This is a genomic window from Veillonella sp. 3627 (assembly GCF_003992195.1).
GTDB lineage: Bacteria > Bacillota > Negativicutes > Veillonellales > Veillonellaceae > F0422.
Genome location: NZ_RQVG01000015.1, coordinates 1 through 16,995 on the forward strand (window position 1 = coordinate 1; position 16,995 = coordinate 16,995).

A 16,995-nucleotide genomic window follows, 5' to 3' on the forward strand; every position below is an offset into this window, starting at 1 on the left:
TAAAAAATACATATCAAAAACCAATATTTAAAACACAAACAAAAAAAAAAAATAAAAATAAAAACCCCCCAACCCCCCCCCCCCGCATTTCTATTAGTTATATCACATATAACTGTCTATTATTTTCAAAATTATTTTCATTTACTTATACAGCTTTATCTTCAATTTTCATCCATATATAGCTTGAGGTCACAATAGAAAATACTCTTTCTCTATACAAAATAATTTGAGCCTCTAGTCGCCATAGATACTAGTATGTAATTTATATCTTTTCTGATATACTTATAACTATATAACTATGCAAACTACTACTCATAGCAACTGATGAGTACTACTATAACATCCCAGAGAATAAAGGAGTTTTTATGCGATACAACACACGAATGACTAAAGAGCAGGCCAAAGAAATCTACGCTGACTTAGGGTATTTATCTCAGCCCTTTCCGTATGCATCTGCTCCATTCCTTGAAAGTTACGCTCGTCTATTAGGACTTTCACCGGCCCCTGCTAGCAAAGCTCGCATTTTGGAAATCGGATCTTCATACGGAGGAAATTTGATATCTCAAGCTTTGTTCTATCCGCAGGCGACTTTCACAGGCATCGAAATTGCCCCCACCCAAGTTAGTGTAGGCAAGACCTATATTGACCAATTGAGCATCACCAATCTTGACTTATTAGAAGGTGATGTGAATGAAAGCCACGACCACCTCGGTACCTACCATTACATCATCGCTCATGGTTTTTATTCTTGGGTAGACGAGGAAACGAAAGACAATTTTCTTCGCTTCTGCAAAGAGCATCTAGCAGAGAACGGTATCTTGTATATGTCCTATAACACCTACCCAGGTTGGCATAAGATGGACAGTGTGCGTGCCCTTTTAGAGTTTGCCAACAAAGATATCGACACATTAAACCATCGCGAAAAAGTGCGCCACGGTAAAACAGTAGCGAGCAAGCTAGGCGCTCTCATGCTTGAATACGATACGGTAAAAAACCAACAGACATCATTTTTACAGTCCTTACGTCAAACATTGCAAAAACAAGATTGCTACATTGGCCATGACCATTTAGAGCCAGTGAACACACCAGTATACTTTCACCAATGCATGGACCATATGGCAGAGCATGGATTCACCTACCTCTGCGACTGCGATCTAAATTTATCATTCCCTACTGTGTATGACGAAACATTGCGCACGCAATTACAAGAGCTAGCTCCACATGACCCATTGGCACGAGAACAGTACATCGATTTCATGCTGAACACGGCATTCCGCAAATCCTTATTCACCCACAAGGGGGCTACTCCAAAACGTATCACCGAAACATCTGTGACAGATGCCGGATTCCAACACACCTTGGAGCAATTCCTATTCACCCTACGCATTCCATCAGAGCATTTAGAGCCAATATTTGAAGACTTGGCGAAAGGGATGGCAATTTCTGTAGCAGACAATAACCATATTCATGAAAATACGATAGAGGCTAATACTGCTCATGTACATGCGAAAGATACCAATACAAATTCCGCAAATACGTCTACGGATAGTTCAAACAAAACAGATGACAGCGAATCTGTAGCTAAGAGCTTAGCAAATCTGTTCCAACAAGAAGGCCCTCATTTCTATGTAAAAAACAACACAATAGTGACTTATACAGGAGAACATGCAATCCCTGACATGTGCTTACCATTGTTCTATCAATTCTTAGTAGAACACATCATTCAAGGTGGTATCAGCCTGTCCGTGTTGGAAACAGAGCATCCATTCAAACATCATATTTTTGAAGAAAAGAAAAGCTATATCCCTGAGCGATACATTCCATTCGTAGAGATTATGCCTCAAGAAGGCGTGAACGCCTATATCTATCCTGGTAATCGCTACAATGATCCTATTTCCGATTTTAACGAAGAAGATTTAGAGTTCATGAAACTCCTCAGCAAGCCGACCACAAAGCACGATGTGATGTGCAAAATCTACGAGGCCATGACAGAAGAATCCATCAGCCCTCTAGCCTTACAACAATCCAATAAATACACTATGATTCTTGCGTTCTACGAAGAAATGATTCGTCGTATGGAATACTTTGGATTCTTGGAAGTAGAAGAAACACAGTTTAGTTAATCTATGACACTGCAACGTCAACTACGGCACTCTATCCTGGCTATTAGTAAGATCAACCACATACAATCCTAGCAAGAAAATCATCCGTTCTATGATGCTATCCTGCTATTAGCAATATGCATCATATACTATGGTGATTTAAAATCAACCTATACCAAAACAGCGACTCCATCCCACGGGACAGAGTCGCTGTTTTCCATATACAAGCAAAAAAGGCTGCAACAGAATGAGTGAAACTCATCCTATCACAACCAGATTGCGTTTGATTATACAAGCTCAAGAATAGCCAATGGAGCTGCATCGCCTTTACGAAGGCCAAGTTTGATTACACGAGTGTAACCACCGTTGCGCTCAGCATATTTTGGAGCAATTTCATCAAATAATTTTTTTACTGCATCTTCGTTCATAAGAAAAGCAAGAACTTGACGACGAGCATGTAAGTCGCCACGTTTGCCTAATGTAATCATTTCATCAACATATTTGCGAAGCTCTTTTGCTTTTGCTTCTGTTGTTTCAATGCGTTCATGTACGAAGAGAGATGTTACCATACCGCGGAACAACGCTTTACGAGCGGAACTGTTGCGGCCTAATTTTCTGTATGCCATTAGTCTTTCTCCTCTTATTCGCTTTGAGATGTTAAGGAATCATTACTCTCATTGTAAGATTGTAATTTCTCTAGAATTTCTTCTACAGATTTTTTCCCTAAATTGCGGATTTTTCCTAATTCGTCTTCTGTTTTACCAGTTAAGTCACCGATAGTATGAATGTTAGCACGTTTCAAACAATTGAAAGCACGAACAGACAACTCAAGATCTTCAATAGGAATTGTCGTTGGTCCCTTAGGTTCAGCATCAATATCGCCACCTTCTTGACCATTTGCACTTGTTAATTCTGCTTCACTTTCCCCTACATTAATCATATCATGAGAATGAGCTAGTCGAGTAAAGTTTCCTAGATAGGAAATCATGATTGCTGCAGATTTAGCAATTGCATCAGATGCTGTAATAGAACCATTTGTCCAAACTTCTAAAGTAAGCTTATCAAAGTCCATTTCGTTGCCCACGCGGACATCGCTGACTTCATATTTTGCTCTTAGAATTGGCGAGAAGATAGAGTCAATTGGAATTTGACCAATCATATCATCTTCACGTTTATTCTTAGTAGATGGTACATATCCTTTACCGCGTTCGATACGCACATCCATTACAAGATGAGCTGCTTCATCCATTGTAGCAATTACCAATTCTGGATTTAAGACTTCGACTTCAGGAGGCATGAATTGAATCAAGTCACCTGCTGTTAATACTCCATCTTTACGAACATCGATATGTACATCCATCGGTACAGGTGCTTCATCTTCAAGACGAATGCACAACTGTTTAAGGTTCAGAATAATATCGGATACATCCTCACGAACACCTTCAATCGTAGAGAACTCATGAAGTACTCCGTCAATCTTGATGGAAGTAATTGCTGCTCCATCTAAGGATGAAAGCAAAATGCGACGCAAGCTATTACCGAGAGTAATACCATAACCACGATCCAATGGCTCGCATACGAATTTACCGTAGCGGCCATCTTCTGTCATTACTACTTTCTCGATTCTAAGTTTTTTTTCTTCGCTCATCAGGTATACCCTCCTCTAAAACTTGTCACTTTTCTAAGTATATAGCTCAGATTATACGCGACGACGTTTTGGAGGACGACAGCCGTTATGAGGAATTGGAGTCACATCTTTAATGCTTGTTACTTCAAGACCAGCTGCTTGCAACGCACGAATCGCTGCTTCACGACCAGATCCTGGACCTTTAACAAATACTTCTACAGTGCGAAGACCGTGTTCCATAGCTGCTTTTGCCGCTTGTTCAGCTGCCATTTGTGCTGCAAATGGAGTGGATTTACGGGAACCACGGAAACCTAGACCACCAGCAGATGCCCAAGAAAGAGCATTACCGTTTACGTCTGTTACTGTAACGATAGTGTTGTTAAAAGTGGAGCGAATATGCGCTGCACCAGATTCGATATGTTTCTTTTCTTTTCTTTTGGATCTAACTGTTTTCTTAGCCACAATATCCCTCCTTTATTATTTCTTCTTACCTGCGATTGCTTTACGAGGACCCTTACGAGTACGAGCATTTGTCTTCGTACGTTGACCACGACATGGAAGTCCCATACGATGACGTTTACCGCGATAGGAGTTGATTTCAATTAAGCGTTTAATGTTAAGTGCTTCTTCACGACGAAGATCACCTTCTACTTTATACTCTGCATCAAGAAGTTCACGGATTTTAGCTACTTCATCTTCACTTAAATCACGAACGCGAGTATCTGGGTTGATACCAGTTTTTGCTAATACTTCTTTAGAAAGAGTAAGACCGATACCGTAAATATAAGTTAAACCAATTTCCACACGTTTGTCACGTGGTAAATCTACACCGGCTATACGTGCCATCTATTCATCCACCTCCTATCAATTATCCTTGTTTTTGTTTATGTTTTGGGTTTTCGCAAATAACCATTACACGGCCTTTACGTTTAATAATTTTACATTTTTCGCATATCTTTTTAACTGATGGTTTAACCTTCATAAGTACCTCCTTTGTGGATCCTATGCTTACTTAAAGCGATAGGTGATGCGACCACGGCTTAAGTCATATGGTGTCAGTTCCATAGTAACTTTATCACCAGGAAGGATACGGATAAAATTCATACGCATTTTACCTGACACATGAGCCAAAACCACATGCCCATTTTCCAATTCAACTTGGAACATAGCATTTGGTAGTGCCTCAACGACCGTACCTTCCACTTCAATAACGTCTTCTTTTGACATATCTTTTATCCTCCGGTTACTGGTTATTGTATTAACCTCGGTGTATCACGCATAGTAAGTATTTCAGTACCATTTTCAGTAATGGCAATGGTATGTTCAAAGTGAGCAGCTGGCTTACGGTCCATTGTGACCGCAGTCCAGTTGTCTTCAAGAACTCTTACTTTGTGCGTGCCCATAGTAATCATTGGCTCAATACAGATGACCATTCCTGGTCTAAGTTCTGGACCTTTGCCCTTAGTACCATAATTTGGAACTTGTGGATCTTCATGCATACTTTTTCCTAAACCATGTCCTACAAAATCTCGCACAACACCATATCTATGACGTTCTGCATGAGATTGTACGGCATGGGAAATATCTCCTACATGATTACCCGCTACAGCTTGTTCAATCCCTTTGAAAAGACATTCCTCTGTAACTTTTAGTAATGCATAGACTTTAGGACTTACTTCTCCTACTGGAACAGTAATAGCAGAATCCCCATGATATCCATTAATAGATGATACTAAATCAATGCTGATGACATCGCCATCTTTTAGTATACGAGATGCACTTGGAATCCCATGTACCACTTCATGATTTATGGAAGCACAGATAGTTGCTGGATACCCATAGTAACCAATGCAGCTTGGAACTCCTCCATGACTGCGAATATATTCTTCGGCAAATTGGTCTAACTCAAGCGTTGAAACACCCGGCTTTACTAGTTTAGCAAGCTCGGTTAACGTTGCTGCTGTCAGTTGAGATGCCTTTCGGATATGCTCAATTTCTTCGGGCGATTTAAAAATAATCATTGATTATTTCTCCAAAGCCGTAACGATATTTGCAAATACTGTGTCCACATCCTGTAAGCCGTTGATTTCTACATATTGACCACTATTACGATAGTAATCGATCAATGGTTTAGTAGACTCTTCGTATACAGCAAGACGTTTCTGTACTGTTTCCGGTTTGTCATCATCACGATTTTCAAGACGTGCTCTTTCACTGATGCGTCGAACCAACTCTTCAGAGGGAACACTTAAATTAAGTACAGCATCAAGAACGATGTTCATTTCTTTTAAAATCGCATCCAAAGAAACAGCTTGTGCTGTTGTTCGAGGGAAGCCATCTAAAATGAAACCTTGTTTACAGTCATCCTTGGACAAGCGTTCACGAACGATGCCAATGGTAACGCTATCTGGAACTAATTGTCCAGCATCCATATATTTCTTAGCTTCTAATCCTAATGGAGTAGATTCTTTTACAGCGGCACGGAACATGTCACCTGTAGAAATTTGAGGGATACCATATTTTTCAATCAGACGAGCTGCCTGCGTGCCTTTACCAGCACCTGGAGGTCCCATTAATAAAATATACATATCATAATCTCCTATTTCACAAAGCCCTTATATTGGCGTGTTAATACTAAAGATTCTACTTGTTGCATTGTATCTAATGCTACGCCCACCACGATAAGTAGTGCTGTACCACCAAAGTACACACCTTGAATACCTGTCAATCCACCAATCATATTTGGTAAGATTGCAACGAAAGCTAAGAAAAATGCACCTACTAATGTAATTCGAGTCATTACTCGGTCTACATAGTCAGCAGTCGGTTTTCCTGGGCGAATACCTGGGATAAAACCACCGTGTTTTTTCATATTATCTGCCATATCCGTAATATTGATTGAGATAGCTGTATAGAAGTATGTAAAAAATAAAATCAACACAGCATACAAAATAGTTTGTATCGGCGTTCCCCATTGGAAATAACTTGCAACTGTTTGTACCCAAGGTACTTGTACAAATTGTGCCAATGTGGCTGGGAACATCAATATGGATGACGCAAAGATAATTGGGATAACCCCTGCTTGATTGACTTTCAACGGCAGGAATGTTGAGTGACCACCATACATTTTTCGTCCTACTACGCGTTTAGCATATTGAATAGGAATTCGACGTTGGCCTTGTGTCACAGCAATTACAAGAACGATCATAGCTACCGCAATGATAGCAAATAGAATCGCTTGAAATACATTAATTGTACCTACTTGTAGGTACTGGTAAATGGTTTGAACCCCATCAGGGAATCGCGCCACGATACCAGCAAAGATAATGAGAGAAATACCATTACCTATGCCATGAGCTGTAATTTGTTCTCCTACCCACATCAAGAAACATGTTCCTGCTGTCAAAATAATAGAGATTAGAATTACAGACATGAAGCTATTATCAATAAGTGCGTTGCTAGCACGTAATGCATAAGTCATACCAAAGGCTTGAATAAAGCCAAGAATTACTGTACCATAACGTGTTACTTTAGCAATTTTTTTACGCCCTTCTTCTCCATCTTTACTCCATGCTTCAAATGTTGGTACTACCGCTCCTAACAATTGCATAATGATTGATGCATTGATATAAGGAGTAATACTCATTGCAAAGATAGAGAACTTACTTAACGCACCACCGGCGAACAAATCTAGTAAACCAAATAAGTTACCACTGGTGAATAAGCTTTCAATAACAGATGCCTCTACGCCAGGTACCGGAATATGGATACCTAAGCGAAAGACAATGAACATAAGTAATGTATAAACTACTTTGTTGCGTAATTCCGTTACTTTTGTGATATTCAAGAGGCTATCTAGCACCCTAGATCACCTCTACTTTTCCACCTGCTGCTTCGATTTTTTCTACTGCAGATTTTGTAAATCCGTTAGCGATAACAGTTAATTTACGTTCTAAAGTTCCGTTACCAAGGATACGGATACCATCACGTACGTTTTTCAAAATACCAGCTTCAATAAGAGCTACTGGATCTACAGTTGCACCGTCTTCAAAACGATTCAATTGAGATACATTAACTTCTGCATATTGAAGTGCAAAGATATTTTTGAAACCACGTTTTGGTAAACGACGATAAAGAGGCATTTGGCCACCTTCGAAGCCAGTGCGCACACCGCCACCACTACGAGAATTTTGACCTTTTTGACCACGACCGGAAGTTTTACCTAAACCGGATCCAAGACCACGACCTACACGAGTACGAGTTTTTTTGGAACCTGCAGCCGGAGCTAATTCATGAAGTTTCATTCGTGCACCTCCTTATCTATTATACTTCTTCTACTTTTACTAAATGTCTAACTTTATGAAGCATACCTTCGATTTGAGGTGTCACTTCTTTAACTACTTGGGAGTTAGTTTTTTTCAATCCAAGAGCTTTAACAGTCGCACGTTGATCTGCAGGACGACCGATTAAGCTTTTTGTTAATGTTACTTTAACTTGTGCCATTATTGGTCTCCTTATTAACCGTAAATTTCTTCAAGAGTTTTGCCACGAAGTGCAGCCACGTCTTGAGCTCGTTTTAATTGAGCTAAACCTTCTAGTGTTGCGCGAACCATGTTGTTAGGATTAGAAGATCCTAAGGATTTAGTCAAGATGTTACGAACACCAACTAATTCCAATACGGCACGCACTGGGCCACCAGCGATAACTCCAGTACCTTCTGCAGCTGGTTTCAAGAATACACGACCTGCGCCGAATGTTCCTGTAACTGTATGAGGGATTGTACCATTTTTAATAACAACATGAATAAGGTTTTTCTTAGCATCATCAATGCCTTTACGGATTGCATCAGGTACTTCCGCAGCTTTACCTAAGCCAACACCTACATGACCGTTGCCGTCACCAACAACTACAAGGGCGCTGAAGGAAAAACGACGACCACCTTTAACAACTTTGGCTACGCGGTTGATGAATACTACTCTTTCTTTAAGATCAAGAGTTGTGTAATCAATTCTTGCCATGTCTATAGTTCCTCCTTCTTAGAATTTTAAGCCTGCTTCACGAGCACCTTCTGCAAGGGCTGCTACACGACCATGATAAATGTAACCACCGCGGTCAAATACTACTGTATCGATACCTGCAGCAATTGCTTTTTTCGCAACAGCTTCACCAACTGCTTTAGCAGCAGCTACGTTACCGCCGTAGGAAAGATTTAATTCTTTATCTTGAGAGCTAGCAGATACTAATGTTTTGCCAGCTACGTCATCAATGACTTGAGCATAAATATTGCTTAAAGAACGATATACGTTCAAGCGAGGACGTGCAGCCGTACCGGAAATGTGACGACGTAAACGTAAATGACGTTTTGCACGAGCAATTTTGCGTTTGGATGTTCCTGCCAAGATGTCCACTCCTTTCTAATGTAAACTGTTATTACTTACCTTTAGCGCCAGCTTTACCTGCTTTACGACGAACAACTTCGCCTTCGTAACGGATACCTTTACCTTTGTAAGGTTCTGGTTTTCTCCATTTACGAATATCAGCTGCTACTGCACCAACAACTTCTTTGTCAGCACCAGAAACAACGATTTTATTAGGAGCTGGGACATCGATTGTAATACCAGCAGGAGCTTCCATCTCTACTGGATGGGAGAAGCCCAATGTTAAAGCAAGTTTGTTACCTTGCTTAGCCGCTCTGTAACCAACGCCATTGATTTCTAAAGTTTTAGTAAAGCCTTCATGTACGCCTGTTACCATATTTGCAACAAGAGCACGAGTTAAACCGTGTAAAGAACGGTGTTCTTTTCCATCGCTAGGACGAGTTACTGTGATTACATTTTCTTCAACAGCAATGTTAATATCCGGATGGAAAGTACGAGTTAATTCACCTTTTGCACCCTTAACTGTTAACGTATTCTCGTTTTGAGATACTGTTACGCCAGCTGGGATCTCGATAGGCATTCTACCGACACGTGACATTCTTTCTACCTCCTATTGCTATGATTACCAAACGTAAGCGATTACTTCGCCACCTAAGCCTTCTTTACGAGCTTGTTTGTCGCTCATAATGCCTTTAGATGTAGAAATAACTGCAATACCTAAACCACCAAGTACGCGAGGAAGTTCTTCCTTTTTCGCGTATACACGTAGACCTGGTTTAGAGATACGTTTAATACCGGTAATTACTTTTTCATTATTAGAACCATATTTCAATGTTACTTTTAAAGTAGCATGTTTTTCATTTTCAATTGTTTCAACTTCCTTAACGAAACCTTCGTCTTTAAGGATAGCTAAAACAGCAGCCTTCATTTTAGAAGCAGGGATTTCAACTGTTTCATGAAGTGCAGAGTTTGCATTACGGATGCGAGTCAGCATATCCGCAATCGGATCTGTCATTACCATCTTCTAAAAACCTCCTCTCGTTATCCTATTACCAACTAGCTTTTTTCACGCCAGGGATTTGTCCTTTGTACGCCAATTCACGGAACGCAATACGGCTAATACCGAATTTGCGTATATAACCATGAGGACGACCTGTTAAGTTGCAACGGTTGTGCAAGCGTGTTGGGGATGCGTTGGCAGGTAATTTGGATAAACCTTCATAATCGCCTGCTGCTTTTAACGCTTCGCGTTTTGCTGCATATTTTGCAACGATACGTGCACGTTTTTTCTCACGTTCGATCATAGATTTTTTAGCCATCTATCGTTTCCTCCTAATTATTTTTCAAAAGGCATGCCGAATTGTGCCAATAATTCACGAGCTTCTTCGTCAGTATTAGCTGTTGTTACGAAGATAATATCCATACCTGTTACTCGTTCTACTTGATCGTATTCGATTTCAGGGAAGATTAATTGCTCTTTTAGGCCCAATGCATAGTTACCACGACCATCAAACGCTTTAGCGCTGATACCACGGAAGTCACGCACGCGAGGCAATGCCGCATTAATCAATTTATCGAGGAATTCATACATGCGTTCGCCACGAAGAGTTACTTTTGTGCCAAGAGGCATACCTTCACGAACTTTAAAGTTCGCAATGGATTTTTTCGCGCGAGTTACGACTGGTTTTTGACCAGCGATAATTTCTAAATCTTTAACAGCTGCGTCCAATGCTTTGGAGTTACCAACAGCATCGCCTACGCCGATATTGATTACGATTTTTTCTAATTTAGGAATTTCCATTACGTTGCCATATTGGAATTTCTCTTGTAAAGCCTTCTTAATTTCAGAAGTATATTTTTCTTGTAAACGAGACATTTTGTAAAAGACCTCCTTTCCTTATCAATTAAAGTTTAGCGCCACTTTTAACAGCTACACGAACTAAAGAACCATTTTCCTCAACTTTTTTAGTACGAGTTGGAACTTTTTGTTCAGGATCTAACACCATTACATTGGATACATGGATTGTACCTTCTTTTTCAATGATGCCACCTTGAGGGTTCGCTTGGCTAGGTTTTGTATGACGTTTAACTAGGTTAAGACCTTTTACAGTTACTCTTTCTTTTTTGATATCAACAGCGATGATTTCGCCTTGTTTACCTTTTTCCTTGCCGGAGATAACAACAACTGTATCACCTTTTTTAACATGTAGTTTTTGGGACATGTTGAGCTCCTCCTTCTTATAACACTTCTGGAGCAAGGGAGATAATTTTCATGAAATCTTTTTCACGAAGTTCTCTTGCTACAGGTCCGAAAATACGAGTTCCGCGAGGGCTTTTGTCGTCTTTAATAACTACAGCAGCGTTCTCATCGAAACGGATATAGGAACCATCTTGACGACGGATGCCTTTTTTAGAACGAACAATAACGGCTTTTACAACGTCGCCTTTCTTGACAACGCCACCGGGTGATGCATCTTTTACAGAAGCAACGATTACGTCACCAATATTGCCAAATTTACGGTAAGAACCGCCCATCACTTGGATGCACATAATGCGTTTCGCACCAGTGTTATCGGCAACATTCAAAATTGTTTGTTGCTGGATCATGACTTTTCCTCCTTACATCACTGATTATTTTTGTCTTTCAATAATTTCTACAACTCTCCAACGTTTATCTTTAGATAATGGACGAGTTTCTACGATTTTTACGATATCGCCAACTAAGCATTCGTTATTTTCATCATGAGCTTTAAAACGTTTGCTTGTTACCATTGGCTTGCTATATAATTCGTGAGGTACTTTACGATCGATTTGTACAACAACTGTTTTGTCCATTTTGTTGCTTACAACTTTACCTACACGTGCTTTTCGTACATTTCTTACTTCTGCCACGACTTTAAGCCTCCTATTCAATCCAAACAAAATTTGTTATTATGCGTTACCTTTAATTTCTTCTTCTCGTTGTACAGTTTTGATACGAGCGATAGTTTTTTTAACTTCACGGATACGCATTGGATTTTCTAATTGACCAGTAGCGAGTTGAAAACGTAGGTTAAACAACTCTTCTTTCAATTCGGAAACTTTAGTGTTCAACTCGGCAGCGCTCAAATTGCGAATGTCATTAACCTTCATTTACGTCACCACCCAATTCTTTACCCTTAACAACGAACTTCGTTTTGATTGGAAGTTTATGGCTTGCAAGACGCATAGCTTCGCGAGCCACTACTTCTGGAACGCCGTTCATTTCAAACATTACACGTCCTGGGCGAACTACTGCTACCCATTTTTCTGGAGAACCTTTACCGGAACCCATACGAACGCCTGCTGGTTTTGCAGTGATTGGTTTATCAGGGAAAATTTTAATCCAAACTTTACCACCACGTTTAATGTAACGTGTCATAGCAATACGGGCTGCTTCGATTTGACGGTTTGTGATCCAAGATGGCTCTAATGCTACTAAACCGAAATCACCATGAGCAACTTTGTTACCACGCATTGCACGGCCTTTCATACGACCGCGGAATTGTTTACGATGTTTTACGCGCTTTGGAATTAGCATTAGTTGTCACCTTCTTCCTTTTTAGATGTTTGTTTAGCTTCTGGCAAAACTTCACCTTTGTAGATCCATACTTTAATACCGATGCAACCATATGTTGTATGTGCTTCTGCTGTTGCATAGTCGATATTTGCGCGAAGTGTATGAAGTGGAATGGAACCTTCACGGTAAGATTCGCTACGAGCGATCTCTGCACCGCCAAGACGACCGGATACCATTACTTTGATACCGTTAGCGCCTAAACGCATAGTGCGACCTACTGCTTGTTTCATTGCACGACGGAAGCTTACACGGCGTTCCAATTGACTAGCAATGCTTTCAGCAACAAGTTGAGCTTCCATGTCTACTTGTTTAATTTCAGCAATGTTTACATCGATTTGTTTATCTGTAAAACGTTTTAACTCTTTACGGATATCTTCGATACCTTGTCCACCTTTACCAATAACCATACCTGGTTTAGCTGTGTGGATAGTTACTTTAATACGTTTATTTGTACGCTCAATTTCAATGCGGGAAATACCAGCAATGAAAAGTGTTTTCTTCAAGAAAGTACGAATTTTTACGTCTTCATGAAGGTTAGATGCGAAATCTTTATCAGCATACCATTTTGCGTCCCAATCTTTTACGATACCAACACGCAAGCCATGTGGATTTACTTTTTGACCCACTCTGTTTCCCTCCTTCGATTAAGCTCTTTCTTTAACAACTACTGTTACGTGGCTAGAACGTTTCAAAATTTTGAAAGCCTGTCCACGGGAACGAGGATGAATGCGTTTCATTGTTGGGCCTTGATCAACAAAGATCTCGGACACATAAAGATTATCTACATTCATATCAAAATTGTGTTCTGCATTTGCAATAGCAGATGTCAAAACTTTAGTTACTACATCGGCGCCAACTTTCGGAGTAAACTTCAAGATGGCAAATGCTTCGCCGATGTTTTTACCGCGCACTAAATCTGCAACGATGCGGATTTTACGAGGCGCAATACGAATATGTCTAGCGATTGCTTTTGCTTCCATGTTAAATCCTCCTATTTTCTGCCTGTAGATTTTTCGTCCTTACCATGACCTTTATAAGTACGTGTAGGAGCGAACTCACCTAATTTATGACCTACCATATCTTCTGTAATGAATACAGGTACATGTTTGCGACCATCATGCACAGCAATCGTATGGCCTACAAATTGTGGGAAAATAGTAGATGCACGGGACCAGGTTTTTACTACTTTTTTATCATTAGTTTCATTTAAGGCATCAATTTTTTTCAGAAGAGATTCTGCAACAAAAGGGCCTTTTTTAATTGATCTGGACACTGTTATATCTCCTTCCTATATCCTATTTTGTACGACGTTTAACGATTAACTTGCTAGAAGCTTTTTTCTTGTCGCGAGTTTTAACGCCATGAGCTGGTTTACCCCAAGGTGTAACAGGATGTTTACGACCAACTGGAGATTTACCTTCACCACCACCATGAGGATGGTCACAAGGGTTCATTGTAACCCCGCGGTTGCCAGGACGAATGCCTAACCAACGTTGACGGCCAGCTTTACCAATAGTGATATTTTCATGGTCAATGTTAGATACAACACCTACTGTAGCACGGCATTCTACGCGTACACGACGAAGTTCACCAGATGGTAAACGAAGTAATGCATAGTTGCCTTCTTTCGCCATTAATTGAGCGGAAGTACCAGCAGAACGAACGATTTGTCCGCCTTTACCGATTTTCATTTCGATGTTGTGTACTTGAGTACCTAATGGGATATTAGCCAATGGTAATGCATTACCTGGTTTAATATCGGATTCAGGACCGGAGTAAACTACATCACCCACTTTAAGACCATGTGGAGCAATGATATAACGTTTTTCACCATCTGCATAGTTTAACAATGCAATACGAGCACTACGGTTAGGATCGTATTCGATTGTAGCTACGCGAGCTGGGATATTATCTTTAGTACGTTTGAAGTCAATAATACGGTATTGACGTTTATGACCGCCACCTTGATGACGTACTGTCATTTTACCAGTGTTATTACGACCACCTTTAGAAGTTACTTTTGCGAGCAAGGATTTTTCAGGTTTGCTTGCTGTAATTTCAGTAAAGGCAGACACTGTCATAAACCGACGACCAGCGGAGTACGGTTTAAATGATTTAATTGCCATTATTGGGCCTCCTTACTAGACTCTTATACACCTTCAAATAATTCAATAGTTTCGCCAGCTTTTAGAGTTACGATAGCTTTTTTATAATCGCTACGTTTACCCATTGTGCGACCCATGCGTTTAGTTTTTCCTAATACACGGATAGTGGCTACTTTTTCTACTTTTACGTTGAAGATAGATTCAACAGCTTTACGGATTTCTACTTTGTTCGCATTCAAAGGAACTTGGAAAGTGTATTTGTTTTCTTGCATTAACAAAGTTGTTTTTTCTGTAATGATTGGACGAATTAATACATCAAATTTGTTCATTATCCAAGCACCTCCTCAATTTTTGCAATAGCACCTTCAGCGATGAAGAGTTTGTCGTGATGCAATAAATCGAAGATATTAATGTTCGTGTATGGAAGAGCTTTCACACCTTGAATGTTACGAGCAGATAATTCCACATTTACATCACCATCAGTGATGAAAAGAACTTTTGCGTCACCTACTTGGAAGTTATTAAGAATGTTTAATACTTCTTTAGTTTTTGGTGCAGCTAATTTCAATTCGTCGATTACGAACAATTCGCTGTTATTTACTTTATCAGATAATGCAGATTTAACTGCTAAGCGTCTAGCTTTACGAGGCATAGCTTTATAGTAGCTACGTGGTTGTGGACCAAAAGTGATACCACCACCTACCCAAATTGGGGAACGGCTAGAACCAGCACGAGCACGGCCTGTACCTTTTTGTCTCCAAGGTTTTTTACCGCCACCGCGTACTTCTCCTCGAGTTTTAGTTGCATGTGTACCAAGTCGTTCGTTAGACAATTGACGAACTACGGCTTGATGCATAACAGCAGCGTTTACTTCAACACCGAATACTGCATCATTCAACTGGATTTCGCCGACTTTAGCGCCGGACATGTTGTATTTAGTTACTGTTGGCATTATGTATCCTCCTTTCGACAATTAGTTATTTAACAGGTTTTACTGTGTTGCGAACCATCACTAGGCTACCTTTAGCACCAGGGATGCCACCTTTGATTAATAAAAGGTTACGTTCAGTATCAACTTTTACAACAGATAGACGTTGTACAGTAACTCTGCCACCACCCATTTGTCCAGGAAGTTTTTTACCTTTAAATACTTTACCGCCGCCACCGGAGATCATTGGACCGATGGAACCTGGTTCACGATGAGATTTGGAACCATGAGTTTCAGGACCACGGCTAAAGTTATGACGCTTAATTGTACCAGCGAAACCTTTACCTTTACCTGTACCCACAACATCTACTAGCTCACCTTCTGCGAAGATATCAGCTGCCAGAGTTTGGCCCACTGTGTAATCAGTTGCTTCAGCAAGGCGAAGTTCACGAAGATATTTAACTGGCGCAACGCCGGCTTTATCGAACTGGCCTTTTACAGGTTTAGTTAAATGTTTTTCTTTAATGGAACCGTATCCAAGCTGTACTGCATTGTAACCGTCGGATTCAACAGTTTTTACTTGCACTACTACGCTAGGTGTAGTTTCCACTACAGTGACAGGAACTAGTTTGCCTTCAGTAGTGAAGACTTGAGTCATTCCTAACTTTTTACCCAAAATAGCTTTAGACATAATCGCACCTCCTTATTTCTTATAATTTTATTTCAATAGATACACCAGCTGGCAAATCAAGGCGAGTGATTGCATCTACTGTTTTCGAATTTGGTTCAATAATTTCTACTAAGCGTTTATGTGTACGCATTTCGAATTGTTCACGAGAATCTTTGTTAACATGTGGAGAACGAAGAATCGTGAAAATGTTTTTTTCTGTAGGCAATGGAATTGGTCCAGAAACCAATGCGCCATTGCGTTTTGCAACGTCTACAATACGTTGAGCACTTTGATCCAATGCTTTGTGATCATATGCTTTCAAGCGAATACGGATTTTTTGTTGTTTTGCCATTGTTATATATCTCCCTTCGTCCATTTCCAGAATGAACTGCTCCATAGAAATTCTCCCTCGCGAGGGCAACCTTCTATATCATAGTTTATACACAACCTAAGAGCGGCAAGTTTGCCGCTCCTTGATTGCACGGTTTATATAGATAATCTTTCAGTCAGATTATGCTTCGATAGCTGTAACAACACCAGCGCCTACTGTATGGCCACCTTCGCGAATCGCGAAACGTAAACCTTCT

Annotated in this window: 33 protein-coding genes; 2 read left to right on the top strand and 31 right to left on the bottom strand. The window is 40.2% G+C overall.

Annotated features, from left to right (window positions below):
* Both EO114_RS07945 and EO114_RS07500 read left to right on the top strand, forming a co-directional pair.
* The coding region (locus EO114_RS07945) for a hypothetical protein (RefSeq protein ID WP_206168677.1) at positions 1-182 on the top strand (182 nt) is incomplete at its 5' end.
* 183 nt (positions 183-365) lie between these two features.
* Positions 366-2,123: a class I SAM-dependent methyltransferase gene (locus EO114_RS07500; RefSeq protein WP_127062468.1), complete on the top strand. Its 1,758-nt coding sequence runs from the start codon at positions 366-368 to the stop codon at positions 2,121-2,123.
* 266 nt (positions 2,124-2,389) lie between these two features.
* Here the strand turns inward: EO114_RS07500 and rplQ are convergent, their stop codons facing one another.
* The 31 genes from rplQ to EO114_RS08100 all read right to left on the bottom strand — a co-directional run.
* Complete coding sequence (rplQ, locus tag EO114_RS07505; RefSeq protein ID WP_009353923.1) at positions 2,390-2,728, bottom strand: 50S ribosomal protein L17; 339 nt, start codon at positions 2,726-2,728, stop codon at positions 2,390-2,392.
* A 14-nt stretch (positions 2,729-2,742) separates the two neighbouring features.
* Positions 2,743-3,750 carry a DNA-directed RNA polymerase subunit alpha gene (locus EO114_RS07510; RefSeq protein ID WP_009353885.1) on the bottom strand — a complete coding sequence of 336 codons (1,008 nt, stop codon included), beginning with the start codon at positions 3,748-3,750 and terminating at the stop codon, positions 2,743-2,745.
* 51 nt (positions 3,751-3,801) lie between these two features.
* Positions 3,802-4,191 carry a 30S ribosomal protein S11 gene (rpsK, locus tag EO114_RS07515; protein ID WP_009353912.1) on the bottom strand — a complete coding sequence of 130 codons (390 nt, stop codon included), beginning with the start codon at positions 4,189-4,191 and terminating at the stop codon, positions 3,802-3,804.
* 15 nt (positions 4,192-4,206) lie between these two features.
* The gene (rpsM, locus tag EO114_RS07520) at positions 4,207-4,575 is read right to left on the bottom strand and encodes a 30S ribosomal protein S13 (RefSeq protein ID WP_009353922.1); all 369 of its coding nucleotides are present in this window, start codon (positions 4,573-4,575) and stop codon (positions 4,207-4,209) included.
* A gap of 22 nt (positions 4,576-4,597) precedes the next feature.
* Positions 4,598-4,711, bottom strand: coding sequence for a 50S ribosomal protein L36 (rpmJ, locus tag EO114_RS07525; protein WP_007391661.1), 114 nt, complete (start codon positions 4,709-4,711; stop codon positions 4,598-4,600).
* A 26-nt stretch (positions 4,712-4,737) separates the two neighbouring features.
* Complete coding sequence (gene infA / locus EO114_RS07530) at positions 4,738-4,956, bottom strand: translation initiation factor IF-1 (RefSeq protein ID WP_009353944.1); 219 nt, start codon at positions 4,954-4,956, stop codon at positions 4,738-4,740.
* Positions 4,957-4,979: 23 nt separating this feature from the next.
* Positions 4,980-5,750, bottom strand: coding sequence for a type I methionyl aminopeptidase (map, locus tag EO114_RS07535; protein WP_009353874.1), 771 nt, complete (start codon positions 5,748-5,750; stop codon positions 4,980-4,982).
* A gap of 3 nt (positions 5,751-5,753) precedes the next feature.
* Positions 5,754-6,317, bottom strand: a complete 564-nt coding sequence (locus EO114_RS07540) for an adenylate kinase (RefSeq protein WP_009353894.1) — start codon at positions 6,315-6,317, stop codon at positions 5,754-5,756.
* A gap of 11 nt (positions 6,318-6,328) precedes the next feature.
* A complete protein-coding gene (gene secY / locus EO114_RS07545; RefSeq protein WP_009353878.1) occupies positions 6,329-7,591 on the bottom strand; it encodes a preprotein translocase subunit SecY in 1,263 nt (420 codons plus the stop codon).
* Between the two features lies 1 nt (position 7,592).
* Positions 7,593-8,033 (bottom strand): 50S ribosomal protein L15, encoded by a 441-nt coding sequence (gene rplO / locus EO114_RS07550; protein WP_009353906.1) that lies wholly within the window; start codon positions 8,031-8,033, stop codon positions 7,593-7,595.
* A gap of 19 nt (positions 8,034-8,052) precedes the next feature.
* Positions 8,053-8,232 (bottom strand): 50S ribosomal protein L30, encoded by a 180-nt coding sequence (gene rpmD / locus EO114_RS07555; RefSeq protein WP_009353936.1) that lies wholly within the window; start codon positions 8,230-8,232, stop codon positions 8,053-8,055.
* Between the two features lie 14 nt (positions 8,233-8,246).
* Positions 8,247-8,747: a 30S ribosomal protein S5 gene (rpsE, locus tag EO114_RS07560; protein WP_009353893.1), complete on the bottom strand. Its 501-nt coding sequence runs from the start codon at positions 8,745-8,747 to the stop codon at positions 8,247-8,249.
* 18 nt (positions 8,748-8,765) lie between these two features.
* Positions 8,766-9,128, bottom strand: coding sequence for a 50S ribosomal protein L18 (gene rplR, locus EO114_RS07565; protein ID WP_009353882.1), 363 nt, complete (start codon positions 9,126-9,128; stop codon positions 8,766-8,768).
* Positions 9,129-9,159: 31 nt separating this feature from the next.
* The gene (gene rplF / locus EO114_RS07570) at positions 9,160-9,705 is read right to left on the bottom strand and encodes a 50S ribosomal protein L6 (protein WP_009353919.1); all 546 of its coding nucleotides are present in this window, start codon (positions 9,703-9,705) and stop codon (positions 9,160-9,162) included.
* Positions 9,706-9,729: 24 nt separating this feature from the next.
* Positions 9,730-10,128, bottom strand: a complete 399-nt coding sequence (gene rpsH, locus EO114_RS07575) for a 30S ribosomal protein S8 (RefSeq protein WP_009353887.1) — start codon at positions 10,126-10,128, stop codon at positions 9,730-9,732.
* Positions 10,129-10,156: 28 nt separating this feature from the next.
* Positions 10,157-10,426: a 30S ribosomal protein S14 gene (gene rpsN / locus EO114_RS07580; protein WP_009353911.1), complete on the bottom strand. Its 270-nt coding sequence runs from the start codon at positions 10,424-10,426 to the stop codon at positions 10,157-10,159.
* Between the two features lie 17 nt (positions 10,427-10,443).
* A complete protein-coding gene (gene rplE / locus EO114_RS07585; RefSeq protein WP_009353920.1) occupies positions 10,444-10,983 on the bottom strand; it encodes a 50S ribosomal protein L5 in 540 nt (179 codons plus the stop codon).
* Positions 10,984-11,011: 28 nt separating this feature from the next.
* Positions 11,012-11,329, bottom strand: coding sequence for a 50S ribosomal protein L24 (rplX, locus tag EO114_RS07590; RefSeq protein WP_009353903.1), 318 nt, complete (start codon positions 11,327-11,329; stop codon positions 11,012-11,014).
* A 16-nt stretch (positions 11,330-11,345) separates the two neighbouring features.
* Complete coding sequence (gene rplN, locus EO114_RS07595) at positions 11,346-11,714, bottom strand: 50S ribosomal protein L14 (protein ID WP_009353930.1); 369 nt, start codon at positions 11,712-11,714, stop codon at positions 11,346-11,348.
* Between the two features lie 24 nt (positions 11,715-11,738).
* Entirely contained in the window at positions 11,739-11,999 is a 261-nt protein-coding gene (rpsQ, locus tag EO114_RS07600; protein ID WP_009353932.1) for a 30S ribosomal protein S17, read from the bottom strand.
* Between the two features lie 39 nt (positions 12,000-12,038).
* On the bottom strand, positions 12,039-12,239 hold the full coding sequence (gene rpmC, locus EO114_RS07605; protein WP_009353915.1) for a 50S ribosomal protein L29: 201 nt from the start codon (positions 12,237-12,239) through the stop codon (positions 12,039-12,041).
* Positions 12,229-12,666 (bottom strand): 50S ribosomal protein L16, encoded by a 438-nt coding sequence (gene rplP, locus EO114_RS07610; RefSeq protein WP_009353916.1) that lies wholly within the window; start codon positions 12,664-12,666, stop codon positions 12,229-12,231. The genes rpmC and rplP overlap by 11 nt, the downstream gene beginning before the upstream one ends.
* A complete protein-coding gene (gene rpsC, locus EO114_RS07615) occupies positions 12,666-13,331 on the bottom strand; it encodes a 30S ribosomal protein S3 (RefSeq protein WP_009353925.1) in 666 nt (221 codons plus the stop codon). Before rpsC ends, rplP begins: the two co-directional genes overlap by 1 nt.
* Positions 13,332-13,349: 18 nt before the next feature.
* A complete protein-coding gene (gene rplV / locus EO114_RS07620) occupies positions 13,350-13,685 on the bottom strand; it encodes a 50S ribosomal protein L22 (RefSeq protein ID WP_009353926.1) in 336 nt (111 codons plus the stop codon).
* A gap of 11 nt (positions 13,686-13,696) precedes the next feature.
* A complete protein-coding gene (gene rpsS / locus EO114_RS07625) occupies positions 13,697-13,978 on the bottom strand; it encodes a 30S ribosomal protein S19 (RefSeq protein WP_009353934.1) in 282 nt (93 codons plus the stop codon).
* Between the two features lie 22 nt (positions 13,979-14,000).
* Positions 14,001-14,831, bottom strand: coding sequence for a 50S ribosomal protein L2 (gene rplB, locus EO114_RS07630; protein WP_009353898.1), 831 nt, complete (start codon positions 14,829-14,831; stop codon positions 14,001-14,003).
* A gap of 23 nt (positions 14,832-14,854) precedes the next feature.
* Positions 14,855-15,139 (bottom strand): 50S ribosomal protein L23, encoded by a 285-nt coding sequence (rplW, locus tag EO114_RS07635; RefSeq protein ID WP_009353943.1) that lies wholly within the window; start codon positions 15,137-15,139, stop codon positions 14,855-14,857.
* A complete protein-coding gene (rplD, locus tag EO114_RS07640) occupies positions 15,139-15,762 on the bottom strand; it encodes a 50S ribosomal protein L4 (RefSeq protein ID WP_009353880.1) in 624 nt (207 codons plus the stop codon). Before rplD ends, rplW begins: the two co-directional genes overlap by 1 nt.
* A 25-nt stretch (positions 15,763-15,787) precedes the next feature.
* Positions 15,788-16,429: a 50S ribosomal protein L3 gene (gene rplC, locus EO114_RS07645; RefSeq protein ID WP_009353879.1), complete on the bottom strand. Its 642-nt coding sequence runs from the start codon at positions 16,427-16,429 to the stop codon at positions 15,788-15,790.
* 19 nt (positions 16,430-16,448) lie between these two features.
* Positions 16,449-16,760 (bottom strand): 30S ribosomal protein S10, encoded by a 312-nt coding sequence (gene rpsJ, locus EO114_RS07650; protein ID WP_009353924.1) that lies wholly within the window; start codon positions 16,758-16,760, stop codon positions 16,449-16,451.
* 159 nt (positions 16,761-16,919) lie between these two features.
* On the bottom strand, positions 16,920-16,995 hold a 76-nt coding region (locus tag EO114_RS08100; protein WP_164723757.1), incomplete at its 5' end, for a hypothetical protein.

What these genes read in the sequence shown, in the direction of transcription:
- EO114_RS07500 (WP_127062468.1), top strand. Translation starts at nt 366, where the DNA reads ATGCGATACAACACACGAATGACTAAAGAGCAGGCCAAAGAAATCTAC.
- rplQ (WP_009353923.1), bottom strand. Translation starts at nt 2,728, where the DNA reads ATGGCATACAGAAAATTAGGCCGCAACAGTTCCGCTCGTAAAGCGTTG.
- EO114_RS07510 (WP_009353885.1), bottom strand. Translation starts at nt 3,750, where the DNA reads ATGAGCGAAGAAAAAAAACTTAGAATCGAGAAAGTAGTAATGACAGAA.
- rpsM (WP_009353922.1), bottom strand. Translation starts at nt 4,575, where the DNA reads ATGGCACGTATAGCCGGTGTAGATTTACCACGTGACAAACGTGTGGAA.
- rpmJ (WP_007391661.1), bottom strand. Translation starts at nt 4,711, where the DNA reads ATGAAGGTTAAACCATCAGTTAAAAAGATATGCGAAAAATGTAAAATT.
- infA (WP_009353944.1), bottom strand. Translation starts at nt 4,956, where the DNA reads ATGTCAAAAGAAGACGTTATTGAAGTGGAAGGTACGGTCGTTGAGGCA.
- map (WP_009353874.1), bottom strand. Translation starts at nt 5,750, where the DNA reads ATGATTATTTTTAAATCGCCCGAAGAAATTGAGCATATCCGAAAGGCA.
- EO114_RS07540 (WP_009353894.1), bottom strand. Translation starts at nt 6,317, where the DNA reads ATGTATATTTTATTAATGGGACCTCCAGGTGCTGGTAAAGGCACGCAG.
- rplO (WP_009353906.1), bottom strand. Translation starts at nt 8,033, where the DNA reads ATGAAACTTCATGAATTAGCTCCGGCTGCAGGTTCCAAAAAAACTCGT.
- rpmD (WP_009353936.1), bottom strand. Translation starts at nt 8,232, where the DNA reads ATGGCACAAGTTAAAGTAACATTAACAAAAAGCTTAATCGGTCGTCCT.
- rpsE (WP_009353893.1), bottom strand. Translation starts at nt 8,747, where the DNA reads ATGGCAAGAATTGATTACACAACTCTTGATCTTAAAGAAAGAGTAGTA.
- rplF (WP_009353919.1), bottom strand. Translation starts at nt 9,705, where the DNA reads ATGTCACGTGTCGGTAGAATGCCTATCGAGATCCCAGCTGGCGTAACA.
- rpsH (WP_009353887.1), bottom strand. Translation starts at nt 10,128, where the DNA reads ATGGTAATGACAGATCCGATTGCGGATATGCTGACTCGCATCCGTAAT.
- rpsN (WP_009353911.1), bottom strand. Translation starts at nt 10,426, where the DNA reads ATGGCTAAAAAATCTATGATCGAACGTGAGAAAAAACGTGCACGTATC.
- rplE (WP_009353920.1), bottom strand. Translation starts at nt 10,983, where the DNA reads ATGTCTCGTTTACAAGAAAAATATACTTCTGAAATTAAGAAGGCTTTA.
- rplX (WP_009353903.1), bottom strand. Translation starts at nt 11,329, where the DNA reads ATGTCCCAAAAACTACATGTTAAAAAAGGTGATACAGTTGTTGTTATC.
- rplN (WP_009353930.1), bottom strand. Translation starts at nt 11,714, where the DNA reads ATGATCCAGCAACAAACAATTTTGAATGTTGCCGATAACACTGGTGCG.
- rpmC (WP_009353915.1), bottom strand. Translation starts at nt 12,239, where the DNA reads ATGAAGGTTAATGACATTCGCAATTTGAGCGCTGCCGAGTTGAACACT.
- rplP (WP_009353916.1), bottom strand. Translation starts at nt 12,666, where the DNA reads ATGCTAATTCCAAAGCGCGTAAAACATCGTAAACAATTCCGCGGTCGT.
- rplV (WP_009353926.1), bottom strand. Translation starts at nt 13,685, where the DNA reads ATGGAAGCAAAAGCAATCGCTAGACATATTCGTATTGCGCCTCGTAAA.
- rplB (WP_009353898.1), bottom strand. Translation starts at nt 14,831, where the DNA reads ATGGCAATTAAATCATTTAAACCGTACTCCGCTGGTCGTCGGTTTATG.
- rplW (WP_009353943.1), bottom strand. Translation starts at nt 15,139, where the DNA reads ATGAACAAATTTGATGTATTAATTCGTCCAATCATTACAGAAAAAACA.
- rplD (WP_009353880.1), bottom strand. Translation starts at nt 15,762, where the DNA reads ATGCCAACAGTAACTAAATACAACATGTCCGGCGCTAAAGTCGGCGAA.
- rplC (WP_009353879.1), bottom strand. Translation starts at nt 16,429, where the DNA reads ATGTCTAAAGCTATTTTGGGTAAAAAGTTAGGAATGACTCAAGTCTTC.
- rpsJ (WP_009353924.1), bottom strand. Translation starts at nt 16,760, where the DNA reads ATGGCAAAACAACAAAAAATCCGTATTCGCTTGAAAGCATATGATCAC.